Source organism: Dyadobacter arcticus (assembly GCF_011762185.1).
Classification (GTDB): Bacteria; Bacteroidota; Bacteroidia; order Cytophagales; family Spirosomataceae; genus Dyadobacter; species Dyadobacter arcticus.
In genome coordinates this window covers 489,078-503,623 of sequence record NZ_JAASQJ010000002.1, presented here as the reverse complement: position 1 = coordinate 503,623, position 14,546 = coordinate 489,078, and the positions used below count along the sequence as shown (strand labels likewise).

Below are 14,546 nucleotides of genomic sequence, written 5' to 3'. Positions count from 1 at the left end.
CGGCAGCTATTGCGTTTGCTTTTTTGCCTGGGCTTCCAGGATTAATTGCGAATCAGCAGTTTCTGCTGTCACGTGCGCATAAGTTCCCTGACCCAAATTGCTCAGTTTTCGGAGCTTTTGACCTGTATGTTCATTCCGGCCAAATGTGAAGACAGTCAAGTAAACATCCTTGCGGGCGTTTTCACCGATCAGCTGAAATACCTCGTCGCTGACAGGAAATTCACCGTCGGTAGCTAGGATAATCCTGTTGTTCCCACCTCTGATATACTGCTTGTTAGCGGTTTTATAAGCCAGCCGGATGCCCTCATTGCCATCTGTATCCCCATCTGATTGTAGTAAGTCGATCATTCTGGAAATTTCGGCTGACTTAGCACCGGATGTAGGCTTCAAAACCACCCGCGCTTTTCCGGAATACAATACAATGGAAATCTGGTCTTCCGGACGAAGTAATGTGAGCAGCGATTTGATAGACCGCTTTAACAATGGCATTTTGTAAGGCGAGTTCATGGAAGATGATACATCGAGCAGGAGCACCATATTGTTATGCGCGAACCCTGCCAGCGAGCGATTGCCGTCCGGCTGTCCCGCCGCACGGTCCACATATACCGTATCCACCCTGACGCGCTCTACAAATACGGTATCGCGTTTCACCATTATTGGAACATCCGTTGCAGGTTTGGACGGCTCTGGAACCGGCGGCTTTTCAGCAATCACAGTTTTGGTATCCGGTTTGGAATTGACCAGAATATCGTCAATTGGGCGATTATCAGGTGTTTCCGGCGATTTTTGATTCGGTAATCTGTGAAATGCAAAAACATCGGGTTGATTAACTGTTTTGAGCAATCCAGCATTTGCCAGCTCGACAAATTTGTTGTATTGGTAAACCAACTCATTGTTATAGAAATAATAAAACGACTCGTACGGATGCGCCGACGTTCCGGAGGTAACCGTTTTTACTTTCTGGGCCTTTTCGGCAAATCTTGACGAATTTCCAGCCAGGTCTTCATATGGTGAATAAGGACAGAGGCCATTGCTGCGGCCGTACCGTTTCAATCCTTTCATATTTTGATACTCGTTGGCGATCAGTTGTTTCGCTCCGGCTTCCAGTTTGTCTGTTGCCGGTTTCTGGGTTTTTTCTTCTTTAAAAAAAGCTTTTACCGCAAACATGGTTTCCTTGTTATCGTCAAATGTTTTCAGCAATGCACTTCCTGCAACATACCAGGAGCTAGTCGGGGCTGGATTCGGGAAACTTTCGTGAACGCGGCGCACATCGTTGTAAAGCTGTTCTTTTTTCTGGTCGAAAAGATCAAACAGCAATGCATACCTGTCCAGGATTGCATCGGAACGTTGGAGGTGATCCGTCAGGTATTGTTTGCCATTTGTGTACTGGATGAGTTCAATGCTCAGTTCATCCATTTCTTTTAACATATTCAGTAAGACTTCCGCCTGGCTGGTGATGGATGCACGACACGGTTGAGGAATGCTGTTTCTGGCATTCATGAGCAACTGATAAGTAGACAGCGGAATTTTGAAATCGTCGTGGGAATAGGTAAGTCCAGCCCTTTTTTGGCTTCGGGCCGGATCGCGGTAATATTCTGCTGAGGACTGGTAATTTCTAGTCAATACCTGCAATAAATGCATTTGGCGCAGCGACTCATTGATGAATTCCACATATCCGTTCAATGTATTGTTGGTGGCTGGCGGCGCCGGGGAGCTCGCTATTTTTGTCTTGAAGTCAATTAAAGGCTTATCCTGAAATGCCGCAGTTTTCTTACCTTCTTGTTTTGCGGGCGTGGCTGTTTCCTGTGTTATTACCGGACTGAATGTCGAATAATTAAGCATTCTTCTGGCTGATTGACTGTAACTTACGAATGATTTGTGCATAGCGACAAGATCGTGGTTATATTGGTTTAGCAGCGCCATATAGACCTCATTACCGTGTTGGGCGGATTGCCTGGCGGTGAAATTGTAATCATCCAACGCCCGCTGTTTCAAAGATTGCATGGCTTGCAGGGCAGCTTTGAAATCAGGTATCACGTCAGAAGCCGGATAGGTCAGCTTCGCCTTTGATTTACCCAACTCAGCCAATAATTTTTCATCGGCCAGCATACTTCGCTGTACCAATGCTACAGGCCATTCCGCCCGATTTTCAGAATGAAGATAATAGGGCAGGGAGTCGAGCAGTTGCTGCTGGCTTAGCAACGCCATCGCCATTTCTTTTTCAGTATTTAAGTAAGGATCGGTAGCCTGATGGGGCTGGTAACGGACATATACTTCTTTTATTCGCTTATAAAAAACAGCATTTTCTTGGCTGAACTTTCCAAAAAGCGATTGCATTGCGGAGATATATGCATCGGATTGTTTGAGGTTATCGTCCTTGTAAGCATTCAGGCGGACGTGTGTTTCAAGGGCTTTTCCTGTTTCGTCTAGCTGGTTCACAACCTGCCAGATTGCTTTCGCGTCCGCATTCAATCGCTGTTTTTCGGAGGAAGTAATCCCATTTCCCGAGAGCGCTTTTTGATAATAAAATTCTTCGAGCGGGCCGGAAGAAGGTAAGCGTAGTCCGAAATCAGGGTTCTTTTTATAGCGATCGATGTCTTCCTTATGTTCCCGCAGCATCTTAAACCGACTGGTGACCACCTCCACCGATTGGTTCAGGAACTCGACATATTGGTTCAAAGTCTGCTGAGGCGGTTCTGTCTGCGAAAAAGCCGTTGTGAACTTTGAAATAAATAGAAAAAGGAGGAGAAAATGTTGTTTCATAGTGTGATTTGTAAAGAATGTGGAGGTGCGGTTTGTTTAGTTGGGAAAATAGCAATTACTTCTTTTGTAAAGCAAGTTTCGTTTATTTTCCGTCCAGTTTTTACTTATACGGTCCCACTTTCTTGGAATCCGATCAGTATTTTCTCGATTTAAAATACTTGTTTGGTTTAAAACACTAACCCTTTGCCGCATATGTTTAAATTTTCTGCCTTTGCATTGCTCTTAACCCTGACGTTCGCAAAAGCGAATTCCCAAGCGCTCAATACCCTTAGCGCAGCCGAGAAAAAAGAAGGCTGGAAGCTTTTATTTGATGGAAAAGACCTGAGAGGCTGGCATGCTTACGGCGGAAAAGCACCTGGCTCTGCCTGGATTATCGAGCAGGGAGCGATCAAATTGAATGTTCCGGAACGGGCGGGGAATAAAGCCAAAAATGGTGGCGACATTGTCATTGATGAATTGATCACCGGGGATTTCGAGTTTAAAGCGGAATGGAAGGTGAGCAAATTTGCCAACAGCGGCATTTTCTTCTTTGTCAATGAAGCAGCCAAATATCCAAATATGCACGACACCGGCCTGGAATTGCAGGTGATAGACGATAAAATTTATGACGGCGCGAAGGAAAATACCCACCGCGCCAGCGATTTCTTTGGGATCGCCAATGCCCGCCTACGCGAAGGCAAGCCGCAAGGTGAATGGAACAAAATTCATTTTATTGTTAAAAAGGGTAGGCTTATTGTTTACCAGGACGAATTCATCGTTCAGGAACACGATCTGAACAGTGCCGACTGGAAACAGAAGGTTGCAAAAAGCGGCTTAAAAGCCGCCCCTATCGCCAAAGGCTCGTACGCAGGACGGATTGGTTTGCAGGATTGGGGAAGCACAGTTTGGTATCGCAATGTGAAGTTGAAGAAGTTGTAGAAGGCGGATGAATCTCAATCGCATAAAACAGCAACAGCATCCACTTCAATCAAAAACCTTTCGTCGGCCAGGGACTGCACACCAATCCAGGAGCTGGCGGGCATACTTCCCTGGTTATAATACTTACTGACGGCCGAACTGATTGCGTCGGAATCGGATGGGGTGTAATTTTTGACATAAATCGTAAGCCTAACCACATCTTTTTCCGTCGCGCCCGCAGCTTCCAACGCGAGATGTAAATTTTCAAATGCCTTTACAGCCTGTGCGGCGAGATCCTCAGGTCCAATGACATTTTTATTTTCATCGACACCTACCTGTCCGGATACATATATAGTAACCCGTGGATTAGTGCAGACGACGACCTGAGAGAAAGCCTGCTGCCAGCTTGGGAGATTGTCGGGATTGAGATATTGTTTGGACATTGTTTTTATAAATAACAGTAAGATACCAGTACTCAAATTCCCCCTTCCTCCCATTCTTCCCCTTCCTCCCTTTCCTCCCTTCCTCCCCTCCCTCTAATCATTCAACTCCCAATATTTTCCAATAGATACCGATAAACCCCTTCCTGAGAAGCAATACCATTTTCAGGCCCCGAAATTCTCACATTATGCAAACCCTGATCAATCAAAACAGCTTGTTTTGTGTCATCCCATTGAAGAGAAACAATGTGCATTAGTTGTTTTTTCAACTGATCGTCTAAAATAGGAAAGCAGACTTCGATGCGGCGGTAAATGTTGCGGTTCATCCAATCAGCGGAACCCATAAAAACCTGCGGATCGCCGTTATTGTGAAAGATGAAAATCCTGCCGTGTTCCAGGTATCGGTCTACAATTCTTTTCACGGTAATGTTTTCACTTTGTCCTGAAACACCCGGCACAAGCCTGCAAATACTTCGGACAATCAGATTGATTTTAACGCCTGCATTGGAAGCCTCATACAGTTTGTTGATCAGTACCTCTTCTTCGAGGTTATTCATTTTGATGGTAATCCCGGTGCTCAGGCCATTCGCGGCATGACTGATTTCCCGGTCTATCAGGCGCAAAAATTCTGTTTGCAGATTGAATTGGGCTACGAGTAAATATTTGAAAGCAATCTTGTCCGTAATTTCCGGCTTTTTCTTTTTGCTAAGAAACAAAAACAACCGCTCCGCTTCGGCCAGCATCGGCTGATTTGTTGTCAGTAAAATATGGTCTGTATAAAAGCGTGCAGTACTTTCATTGAGGTTTCCGGTAGCCATTAAACCCAGAAATGGAAGTTCAGAATGCCTCCTTTTCACGACGGCGAGTTTCGCATGTACTTTCAATGTGTTGACACTGTGCATAATTTTCACCCCGGCCGACTTCATTTTTTTCGCCCAGCGAATGTTATTGGCTTCATCAAATCGGGCTTTTAACTCAACCAAAACGGTTACCTGTTTCCCATTTTTGGCAGCACTCATCAGCGCCAATGCAATTTTGGAATCATGGGCAACTCTATATAAAGTCGTGTAAACTTCTTTTACCGACGGATCAATGGCAGCTTCATTGAAAAACCGGAGTACAGTATCGTACGTCTGATACGGCGGATGGACCATTAGATCCTGCACTTCGAGCGATTGAAAAAGGGTTTTTTCCCGGCTGGTGCCATCAAACCCGCGGATCGCGGGCCAGGGTGTGTAGGAGATAGAGGCGCTGCTGACAGGCAGCGATGCAAGGTCTTTGAGGTTATGGTGCACGCCGCCCCGGACGACTGATGCATTTTTTAAATCCAGATGAGCGGAAATGCTTTGCAGATGACGCAGCGATAGTCCGGGTTCATATAGAAACCTTGTGGCATATCCACGGTCACGTTTTCTTAGCTGTTTCTTAAAGTTTTCGGTCACATCATCACCATCATCATCCATCAAATCCAGTACAGCATCCCTGGTAACTTTTATATTGAAAGATTGGATTTTGACTGCCGCCGGAAATAATGCTTTTAGGTTTTGTTTAATAATATCTTCTAAAAAAATGATGTGCTCACCGTCAGCATCCCTGAATTTTTGAAAACGGCTGATGTGATTGGTAGGAACATTGATAAAGGCTAATTGCTCGCCTCCTGGTTCCAAATTAAGCACAACGGCAAGGTATAGGACATTGTTTTCTGGAAAGATTTCTGAATCATTTTTCAAGAAAACCGGCTGCAAAAGCCCTGCTACCTGAGAAAAGAAGTATTCCGTTGTTGTTGCGACCAAATTTTCAGGGATTTCATCGCGATAGCAGAAATGATAGCCTATTTCATTCATCGCAGGAATAATGGACTGAACGAGCGTCTCTCCAAACCGGTCCTGCTGCCGGTTGATGACTTCTGCTGCAAGTTCATAATCCTGATTTGCGTCATTCCCTTGTGCACTTCTCTGCAGCACAGGCATGCGAACTCTATAAAATTCGTCCAGGTTGGAGGAGTAAATGGAAAGAAACCGGATGCGTTCTATGAGGGGGAGCGTCACATCTTCAGCTTCCATTAAAACCCTTTCATTGAAAGAAAGCCAGCTGATATCCCGATTGAAGAAACTGTAATTTGCCATGTCCGGGAAAGATAATCACGATCAAATTATTTTAAAAAAACTTTTTCCCGTTTGTCCAATCCTGGAAAGCTCGATCGTCATGGATTAAAATTTAAACTTTTAAAGAGAAACAACATGGACACATTTCTTTCACCCATCGAAAAACCCGCCAGTTTTGTCATGAAACTCGCCTATTATTTTACCAAAAAGCAATTTGGAAAAGTGCTTATGCCGATGAAAGTGCATTCTGCCCGGCTTCCGACTGCATTTGGGATGTTTTACGCAAAGATTTCCAAACTGGACAAGAAACTTGGCCTTCCCACCGAAACGGTGATGCTGGTACGTGAGTGGGTTTCACGGATGAATATTTGCCTGTTTTGTATAGATATCGGAAGGCTGGTAGTTATTCAGAACGACCTGAATGAGGCCAAGTTTGAAGCGCTTGAAGATTACAAAACAAACCTGCTTTTCACCGAAGCCGACCGCGCAGCACTCGATTACGCAACAGAACTTACCAGGGACAGAAAAGTGGACCCGGCAACATTCTCACGACTATCCAGGTTTTATTCCGAGCAGGAAGTTTGTGAAATCGTGTATCTGATCGCGAGCGAGCATTTGTATAACCTAACGAACATTGGCCTTAACATTCATTCGGATATGCTTTGTGATATCAGCAGGAAGAAAAATGATGTGTTAGAGCACAGTCAGGCTTAGAATTTGGGGGCAAAAATGAGGTTGTGGCTGAATGCCATTGGAGAAAGAAAAAAGCGGGTAAAGGAAAAAATCAAATGCCTTTTAGGTATTTTAGAACGATTTAATACTGCTCGCTTTACGGACCCCCAATGAAGTTTAAGCTACTGCTCGTTTTTGTCCTCTTTGCTCATTTTTGCTTCGCGCAGTCAGCGACATTTCCTGATCCATTTCTGATTAAAACGGATACCATTTCGAAGCGGCTATTTATTCCGGGAAAATACTACCAGTACCTCCCTGACCCGGGTGAGAAACTTACATTAAGAGAAGTTGTATCACCGCAGTATTCAACCCGCTTTGCATTTTATGATACAACAAGTAAGGGCGTCAGCGATGTGCTCTGGCTGCGATATAGGATCAAAAATGAAGTGAACAAGCCAGTAAATGTCCTCATTCCGGAAGGCGTTGACCGGGCAGATGTATACATTCAAGGTGTAAAAAAGCATTTTGAACATTTTACCACCGGCGCAAAGGTTCCCTGGGATAAACAGGATGGTATCCGGGAACTGAGGAGCATTGCCTACGAAATTCCGGCAAATACTGAAATCACTGTTTACGAGCGGAATGATCTGGGAAATACATTAACGCCGTTGGGAATTGGCCTTAGCTTCAGGGAAAAGGCGCTGGAACGGTACTTATCTACCGCGGAAGCCATACGGATTAACAGCATTTTCTATTCCGCTTTTGTCGGATTTCTGTTTTTTTCGGCGTTGATCAACCTGTTCTTTTACTCTGTGGTGAAGGAGCCGGTATACCTGTTTTATTTTGTGGTCAACGTGTTCAGCTCTGCCAATTTCGCGGCCGATGAGCTAAACCTTTTGTTCTTTCGCTACCATCCTGGCTATTTCGATTTTTTCGAAGGGATTACCAGAGTGATCGCAAATTTTGCTTTGTACCATGCCATGAGGCATTTCCTGCGCATTTCACAACAATATCCGCGATGGAACAAAGTAATTATCTGGACCAGTTTCGTGTATCTGCTGACCGAACTTGCTTACCTGTTTGTAATGGATTCAGCAACCTATGCAGTCAGATATGCTTTTTATATAGCAGTTGGTGTGCCTCAGATCCTGTTAATGGGTGGAATCTGCATTACGCTGATCATTGGGGTCATTAAAAACCGGGGAGTTAGTCGCATATTCGCCATCGGTGCACTTCCATTTGTATTGATTTGGTTAGTAAATGTATTGTTCCAGACACATTATCCTGAAATCTCGACTTTTGCCAATAACCTTTTTATTCCCGCACTCGTTTGGACGGTTGTGGTCAACTGCTGGATCCTTTTTGGCCGTTTTCGGGACCTTCTCAACGAAAACGCGCAGCAGGTATTGGAAAAAGAGCGGCTGGAACACGAAAAAGAAACGCAGCGTCTGGAACTGCTCGCTCAGCAAAAAGTATTTCTTGAACAGCAGGTAGCGGAACGCACCGCCGAACTTAGCCAGTCCCTCGACCACCTGAAAACGACGCAAAACCAGCTGATCCAGGCGGAAAAAATGGCCTCGCTGGGTGAGCTGACTGCGGGCATTGCCCACGAAATTCAGAACCCGCTCAATTTTGTCAATAATTTTTCTGAAGTAAGCGTCGAGCTGATCGCTGAGCTGAAAGAGGAGCTTTCCGCTGGTCGATTGGAAGATGTAGCCGCCATTGCAGATGACCTTGACCAGAACATGGGAAAGATCAATCACCATGGAAAACGCGCAGATAACATCGTGAAAGGCATGTTGCAGCATTCACAGAGCAGTTCCAGTGAAAAGGAGCCTACGGATATCAATGCATTGGCTGATGAATATTTCAAATTAAGCTATCACGGCTTGCGGGCAAAGGATACTAATTTCAATGCGGAACTGATAACGCATTTTGATCAGTCATTGCCAAAGGTGAATGCTATTCCGCAGGACTTGGGAAGGGTGTTGCTGAATATGATCAACAACGCATTTTATTCTGTAAATCAAAAGTCAAAAACGGCTGGAAGTGAATATAAGTCAAGAGTTGAAGTGAGTACCAGGCAAACAGATTCCGAGGTACATATCTCCGTAAAAGACAACGGAATAGGCATTCCGGCGTCAATTAAGGAAAAGATTTTGCAACCATTTTTTACTACAAAACCTACCGGGGAAGGTACCGGCCTGGGGCTATCGCTAAGCTATGACATCATCACCAAAGCCCACGGCGGCAACTTGCGGATTGATAGCATAGAAGGCGAGGGGGCTGAATTTGTAATTAGTTTGCCGGTTACGCAATAGCCCCCGTCCTCCCTCTTCCCATTCCTCCCTTTATTCCCCCTTTAAAGTTTCCTCCAAAAAACTTTTGAAAAAATATTTGCGCAACCGATCAATTGCACTTATATTTGCAACCAATCAGTAGCATATATAATTTTGAGAGATGAGAAGAGACGTTTTTCAAGCCATAGCAGACCCGACGCGCAGGGCGATATTAACGTTAATAGCATTTCAGGCCATGACGCCCAATGCATTGGCGGAGCATTTTGATACCAGCAGACAAGCGGTTTCAAAACACATTAAGATACTTACTGAATGCCAGCTCGTAGACCAGCAGCAGAATGGAAGGGAAATTTATTATCACTTTAACCCCCAAAAAATGAAAGAAGTAGCCGATTGGTTAGCACCGTTCCAGAAAATGTGGGAAGAGCGTTTCGACCGTTTAGATAAAATATTAGATAACTTAAAATCACAACAAAATGCCAAGTAAAAACGCAACCAAAATTACCGCCGACAAAGGCAAACAGGAGTTTTTCATCGAACGCGAATTCGAGGCTCCGCGCGAACTTGTTTATCGTGCATTGAGTGAACCCGAATTTCTGGTCCAATGGATGGGGCCGAATGATATGGAGATGAGAATCGACAAGCTCGACAATCGTTCGGGCGGTTCGTACCGTTTTGTGCATTCACTTTGCAACGGTGGCGGCGAGTTTGGATTTAATGGGACAATCCACGAGGTAGCCGCTCCCGAGAGAGTAATCCGCACTTTTGAGTTCGAAGGACTTCCCGAACGCGGCCACGTTTCATTGGAATTTCTTACATTAATCGAATTACCTGAAAACAGGACCAGGTTAATGGTTCAATCGGTTTTCAAATCCGTTGAAGACCGCGACGGCCTGTTGCAATCGGGCATGGAAGGTGGACTGAAAGAAGGGTATCAAAAACTGGATGAATTATTGGCCAGCAGCATTGTAAACAACTAACGTCAAATAAAATGATCAAGCCCCTTTACCCTTGCCTTTGGTATGATGGAAACGCTAAGCAAGCGGCCGAGTACTATTGTTCGATTTTCAAAAGCTCAAAAATCACTGCGGAAAACCCGATGGTGGTGACATTTGAACTGAACGGATTCAAATTCATGGGCCTGAACGGTGGTCCGCATTACAAATTTTCACCCGCTACTTCCTTCGTCGTTGAATGTGATACCCAGGAAGAAATCGATTATTACTGGGAAACACTGGGCGACGGCGGTATATACAATCAATGCGGCTGGCTGGATGATAAATTTGGCATGTCGTGGCAAATTATTCCAGCAGTTTTACCAAAATTGATGTCCGATCCGGAAAAAGGCCCGAGGGTCATCCAGGCATTTATGCAGATGACTAAATTTGATATTGCCGCATTGGAAAACGCTTAACGTCAGCCTGAGCGAACGGCCCCGTGCGCTCAGGCTGACATTGCTAGTCCTTCAATTTCATCAGCAAATACGAGAACTCAATAGCAGACATCTTCGCCCGCTGCTCATTCGTTGACGAACCTGCGTGTCCTCCTTCGGTATTCTCAAAATAATAAATCGGATAACCCATATCAATCATTTTAGCGACCATTTTTCTGGCGTGGCCTGGGTGCACCCGGTCGTCGCGGGTGGAAGTGATGAAAAGGACTTCCGGATACTTGGTATCTTTTTTCAGGTTGTGGTAGGGAGAGTATTTTTTTATGAATTCCCATTCTTCCGGCTTGTCGGGGTTGCCGTATTCTCCCATCCAGCTTGCGCCAGCTAGTAATTTGTTGTAGCGCTGCATGTCGAGCAGCGGCACTGAGCATACAGCGGCATTGTATAATTCTGGGCGCTGGGTAAACGCCACACCAACCAGCAGGCCACCATTGCTACCTCCGATAATGCCGAGGTTCTTGCTTGAAGTGACTTTCCTGGTAATCAGATCTTCGGCCACCGCATGAAAGTCATTGTAAATATTCTGACGCTTGTCTTTCAAACCTGCCTGATGCCATTTCGGCCCATATTCACCGCCTCCGCGAATGTTGGCCAGCACATACGTACCTCCGTTATCGAGCCAGGCGGCTCCGTTTACACCGGAATAATAAGGTGTACTGGACACTTCAAATCCTCCATATGCTTCAAGGAGCGTAGGATTTTTGCCATTATTCTGTACCGTTTTGGATGATATCACAAAATAAGGGATCAGCGTACCATCTTTCGACTTGGCTTTGAACTGGTCCACTTTGTATTTTTCCCCATCAAAAAACGCTGGTAACGACTTGTACGGCTTTGTTGTATTTGTTTTTGCGTCTGCGAAATACAGCGTGGACGGTTTTAGAAAATTAGTGAAATAGAAAAAATACTGATCCGAAAACTCATCTGTACTGCCCGCATACAATGCGCCGAAATCGGGTGCATTGACCTTTTTGTGTGTCCAGGCTTTATTAGCATATGAGTAAATATGCAGCTCACTTTTAACATTTGTCAGCAAGTTGAGCAGCAAATGATTTTTTGTGACCGAAATGCCGTCTACACTCGAAAACTCGTCAGGCTGGAAGATCAGGGCAGCCACTTTTTCGCCGACAAGTAGGTTGGTAAGGTTCAAACCAACCACTGCACCTTGCTTAAAATTAACCCCATTCACATTCCAATCCGTTTTTAGCTGGATAATGAGCTGGTTTTTAAGTAAACCGGAAACCTGGCAATCGAGCGGAATATCGAGCTCCACCAATTTACCTTTAAACCACACATTCGTTTTACCGGTATAAAATGTGATATGCCTCGAAACGAAAAGATATTTGGTCGTATCGTCCCGCAACTTATAACCTGAGCTTCCGACATCGGTTGTATCGCCTTTGAAAATAAGCTCCGCATTTTTCAGGTCAGTGCCTCGTTTCCATAGCTTTACCTGGCTCGGGTAGCCTGAGGTTGTCATCGTGCCTGGACCAAAATCAGAAGAAACAATTAATGTATTGATATCCAGATAACTGGCGTCACCTTTGGACTCGGGAATATAGAAGCCCCCATCAATAAATGACTTGGTTTCAGGATCAAATTCGCGCGTTACGATCGCGTCACCACCTCCTTTGGAAAGGTTAACTAAAAAACGGTCAAATTTCGGATACAACCCGTCAACACCCTTAAAAACCCATTTGACACTATCCTTGGCAGACATTGCATCCAGATCCAGCAGAATATCCCAAACCGGCTTGCCGCTCAGGTAGTTTGATTTCGTACTCCTTCGCCAAATTCCCCGAACATGTTCCTTATCCTGCCAGAAATTATATATAAAATCTCCCAAAATGGACGGATTGGCAATGCGATCGGTGGAATTGTAGATTTCGAGGCTCTTATCAAAAATCTGCTGATAGCTTTTTTCAGTGGTCAGCTTATCAAGCGTGTGCTTGTTCTGCTGCTCTACAAATTCAAGCGATTTCTTGCTATCGACCTCTTCCAGCCAGAGATAAGGGTCATCCGTTTGTGCGTTAATGAACTGAGTTGTTCCCAAAGTAATAAGCAGTGTAAAAAGTAATTTCATGAATGTACTCAGATTAGAAAGGTTTGAAAGCAAGTGTTGAAATCAAAAATAGGTTTTTAATTGATTTTCTCCCCACGTAGATTTACCCATTTATCACTGACAACAAGTAAGAGGGCTTTAAAACCGGCAGAAACCAGTTTTAAAGCCCTCTTACTACTTACAGTTAGGATTACTTCTGCGATTCGAGCAATGCGTCCAGGTTTTCCAGCCCCATTGTGAAGCCTTCTTTGAAACCCATTTCAATGTGTTTTTCCAGATCTGAAAGTTCATTGAACGAAAGCACAATGCTAACCGATGTACCTTCGCCGTCTGCATTGAAAGAGGTCAGCCAGCTTGAACCGGGCAGGAAGTTACTAGGAGCTCCGTTTTCGTCGCAGAACATATCGTCGGCAGAATATGATTCTTGCGGCGTGATTGACTTGTAATCCATTCGTGCCCAATGCTCTTCGCCTTCCGGGCCGACCATTGCATATAGCCAATGCCCGCCTTCGCGGAAATCCATTTCTTTGGATTTGGCTTTCCAGGGTTTCGGTGCCCACCATTGGTCGAGCAGTTCTTTTTGCGTCCACGCAGCCCATACCTTGGCTACCGGCGCATCAAATTCCCTTTCCACATTGATTTTGCTGTTTTCCTTATCAACTGTGAAATTCATCAAAAGGTTAGTCTTCATAATCATTTGGTTTTAAGTTAATTAATACTTGGTCTAGTTGGTTAAATCGATCTTCCCAGAGCTTCTTAAACTGTTCAAGCCACTGATCTACTTCCTTCATCTGCTTTGCATTGAAGTGATAATAAATTTCCCTGCCAGCCGACTCCTGTCTCACAAGCTGGCACTCTGTCAATATCTTTATGTGTTTCGAAACCGCCTGTCTGCTGGTGTCAAAATGCTCGGCCAAAGCATTGGGCGTCATGGACTGCAAAGCAATCAAACTTAGGATCGCCCTGCGCGTCGGGTCGGCAATGGCCTGAAAAACGTCTCGTCTAAATTCCTTTGGCATAGTCCCTCTAATCATGTGCAACGTTATGATTGCAAATATAAGCGCAACTTTATAGTTGCGCAAGTTTTTTTGAAAGTTTTTTTGAAAGTTTTTTGAAAAATGACTTTTAAGGCCGAATCGGGAAAAAATGCTAAAACCGCGTCCCAATACTCACAGCAAGCGTCGGAAAGAACACATCCCCATTTGAATCCGCTTGAATTCCAGTCACAAACCCAGCTGCCAGATTTTTTCGGAAGGTGTATCGGCCGAAAAGCTGCAGCATTCCTCCGACAGCAACCGTCCGCTGCGGTCCTGTGTTGCGAATGATTGTTACTGGCAAAGGATAGCCTGTGAGGATGGGAAAGAGTATCTCCCGGTCATTGGCCAGCGATGAAGACTGGTAACGTAGCAGGCCGCCCAGTTTCAAACCTGCGTCAAAATGATTGGATTTAACAAAATGATAGCCCAATTTTCCGGCAAGCTGAATTCCTGCAGTCGTGTGGCGATAGGACAAATCCTCCTGTCTCCCATCATCCCAGGTTACCAGCAGTAGGTCCGATCCGTCATGAATTGTCATTCCCAATTCCGATGCCCATGAAAGCTTCGGACGAAACAATTTTTCATATTCAACACCCACAGCTAGTCCGTTCAAATCGCCTGACCCAGCCCTACTGCGACCAATGTTGACCGCGAGCATTTTTCCGGGCGACGATTCGCCGGGCGACGGTTCGCCGGGTATTGGCTGCGTTTCCTGGGCGAATGATTTTTGAAACAGGAATATACTGAATGCAAGGAGTAATAGTCTTTTCATAGTTTGTTGATGGGTTAAGTCAGACCAGCAACCATCTCTTGGCAGCTA

Annotated in this window: 13 protein-coding genes; 6 read left to right on the top strand and 7 right to left on the bottom strand. The window is 45.0% G+C overall.

Features of this window, described 5'->3' with window-relative positions:
* Positions 1-6: 6 nt before the first annotated feature.
* A complete protein-coding gene (locus FHS68_RS09835) occupies positions 7-2,763 on the bottom strand; it encodes a vWA domain-containing protein (RefSeq protein ID WP_167269559.1) in 2,757 nt (918 codons plus the stop codon).
* Positions 2,764-2,955: 192 nt separating this feature from the next.
* Between FHS68_RS09835 and FHS68_RS09830 the strand changes: the two genes are divergently transcribed.
* The gene (locus FHS68_RS09830; RefSeq protein WP_167269557.1) at positions 2,956-3,681 is read left to right on the top strand and encodes a 3-keto-disaccharide hydrolase; all 726 of its coding nucleotides are present in this window, start codon (positions 2,956-2,958) and stop codon (positions 3,679-3,681) included.
* A 14-nt stretch (positions 3,682-3,695) separates the two neighbouring features.
* Here the strand turns inward: FHS68_RS09830 and FHS68_RS09825 are convergent, their stop codons facing one another.
* Together FHS68_RS09825 and ppk1 are read right to left on the bottom strand one after the other, a co-directional pair.
* On the bottom strand, positions 3,696-4,103 hold the full coding sequence (locus FHS68_RS09825; protein ID WP_167269555.1) for a RidA family protein: 408 nt from the start codon (positions 4,101-4,103) through the stop codon (positions 3,696-3,698).
* Between the two features lie 101 nt (positions 4,104-4,204).
* A complete protein-coding gene (gene ppk1 / locus FHS68_RS09820) occupies positions 4,205-6,226 on the bottom strand; it encodes a polyphosphate kinase 1 (RefSeq protein WP_167269553.1) in 2,022 nt (673 codons plus the stop codon).
* A 114-nt stretch (positions 6,227-6,340) separates the two neighbouring features.
* Between ppk1 and FHS68_RS09815 the strand changes: the two genes are divergently transcribed.
* The 5 genes from FHS68_RS09815 (at position 6,341) to FHS68_RS09795 (ending at position 10,591) form a co-directional block, all read left to right on the top strand.
* Complete coding sequence (locus FHS68_RS09815; protein ID WP_167269551.1) at positions 6,341-6,919, top strand: carboxymuconolactone decarboxylase family protein; 579 nt, start codon at positions 6,341-6,343, stop codon at positions 6,917-6,919.
* Positions 6,920-7,047: 128 nt separating this feature from the next.
* On the top strand, positions 7,048-9,198 hold the full coding sequence (locus FHS68_RS09810; RefSeq protein ID WP_167269549.1) for a sensor histidine kinase: 2,151 nt from the start codon (positions 7,048-7,050) through the stop codon (positions 9,196-9,198).
* 139 nt (positions 9,199-9,337) lie between these two features.
* Positions 9,338-9,664: an ArsR/SmtB family transcription factor gene (locus tag FHS68_RS09805; RefSeq protein WP_167269547.1), complete on the top strand. Its 327-nt coding sequence runs from the start codon at positions 9,338-9,340 to the stop codon at positions 9,662-9,664.
* The gene (locus tag FHS68_RS09800) at positions 9,654-10,157 is read left to right on the top strand and encodes an SRPBCC domain-containing protein (RefSeq protein WP_167269545.1); all 504 of its coding nucleotides are present in this window, start codon (positions 9,654-9,656) and stop codon (positions 10,155-10,157) included. The genes FHS68_RS09805 and FHS68_RS09800 overlap by 11 nt, the downstream gene beginning before the upstream one ends.
* A gap of 11 nt (positions 10,158-10,168) precedes the next feature.
* A complete protein-coding gene (locus FHS68_RS09795; protein ID WP_167269543.1) occupies positions 10,169-10,591 on the top strand; it encodes a VOC family protein in 423 nt (140 codons plus the stop codon).
* A 43-nt stretch (positions 10,592-10,634) separates the two neighbouring features.
* Here FHS68_RS09795 and FHS68_RS09790 read toward each other — a convergent pair whose 3' ends face one another.
* The 4 genes from FHS68_RS09790 to FHS68_RS09775 form a co-directional block, all read right to left on the bottom strand.
* The gene (locus FHS68_RS09790; protein ID WP_167269541.1) at positions 10,635-12,710 is read right to left on the bottom strand and encodes a prolyl oligopeptidase family serine peptidase; all 2,076 of its coding nucleotides are present in this window, start codon (positions 12,708-12,710) and stop codon (positions 10,635-10,637) included.
* Positions 12,711-12,879: 169 nt separating this feature from the next.
* The gene (locus FHS68_RS09785) at positions 12,880-13,380 is read right to left on the bottom strand and encodes an SRPBCC family protein (RefSeq protein ID WP_167269538.1); all 501 of its coding nucleotides are present in this window, start codon (positions 13,378-13,380) and stop codon (positions 12,880-12,882) included.
* Positions 13,370-13,708, bottom strand: coding sequence for an ArsR/SmtB family transcription factor (locus FHS68_RS09780; protein WP_167269536.1), 339 nt, complete (start codon positions 13,706-13,708; stop codon positions 13,370-13,372). The genes FHS68_RS09785 and FHS68_RS09780 overlap by 11 nt, the downstream gene beginning before the upstream one ends.
* A 130-nt stretch (positions 13,709-13,838) precedes the next feature.
* Entirely contained in the window at positions 13,839-14,498 is a 660-nt protein-coding gene (locus FHS68_RS09775; RefSeq protein ID WP_167269534.1) for a hypothetical protein, read from the bottom strand.
* Positions 14,499-14,546 lie beyond the last annotated feature (48 nt).

Bases quoted from the DNA above. Each gene is read 5' to 3' on its own strand.
- FHS68_RS09835 (WP_167269559.1), bottom strand. From the start codon at position 2,763: ATGAAACAACATTTTCTCCTCCTTTTTCTATTTATTTCAAAGTTCACA.
- FHS68_RS09830 (WP_167269557.1), top strand. From the start codon at position 2,956: ATGTTTAAATTTTCTGCCTTTGCATTGCTCTTAACCCTGACGTTCGCA.
- FHS68_RS09825 (WP_167269555.1), bottom strand. From the start codon at position 4,103: ATGTCCAAACAATATCTCAATCCCGACAATCTCCCAAGCTGGCAGCAG.
- ppk1 (WP_167269553.1), bottom strand. From the start codon at position 6,226: ATGGCAAATTACAGTTTCTTCAATCGGGATATCAGCTGGCTTTCTTTC.
- FHS68_RS09815 (WP_167269551.1), top strand. From the start codon at position 6,341: ATGGACACATTTCTTTCACCCATCGAAAAACCCGCCAGTTTTGTCATG.
- FHS68_RS09810 (WP_167269549.1), top strand. From the start codon at position 7,048: ATGAAGTTTAAGCTACTGCTCGTTTTTGTCCTCTTTGCTCATTTTTGC.
- FHS68_RS09805 (WP_167269547.1), top strand. From the start codon at position 9,338: ATGAGAAGAGACGTTTTTCAAGCCATAGCAGACCCGACGCGCAGGGCG.
- FHS68_RS09800 (WP_167269545.1), top strand. From the start codon at position 9,654: ATGCCAAGTAAAAACGCAACCAAAATTACCGCCGACAAAGGCAAACAG.
- FHS68_RS09795 (WP_167269543.1), top strand. From the start codon at position 10,169: ATGATCAAGCCCCTTTACCCTTGCCTTTGGTATGATGGAAACGCTAAG.
- FHS68_RS09790 (WP_167269541.1), bottom strand. From the start codon at position 12,710: ATGAAATTACTTTTTACACTGCTTATTACTTTGGGAACAACTCAGTTC.
- FHS68_RS09785 (WP_167269538.1), bottom strand. From the start codon at position 13,380: ATGAAGACTAACCTTTTGATGAATTTCACAGTTGATAAGGAAAACAGC.
- FHS68_RS09780 (WP_167269536.1), bottom strand. From the start codon at position 13,708: ATGCCAAAGGAATTTAGACGAGACGTTTTTCAGGCCATTGCCGACCCG.
- FHS68_RS09775 (WP_167269534.1), bottom strand. From the start codon at position 14,498: ATGAAAAGACTATTACTCCTTGCATTCAGTATATTCCTGTTTCAAAAA.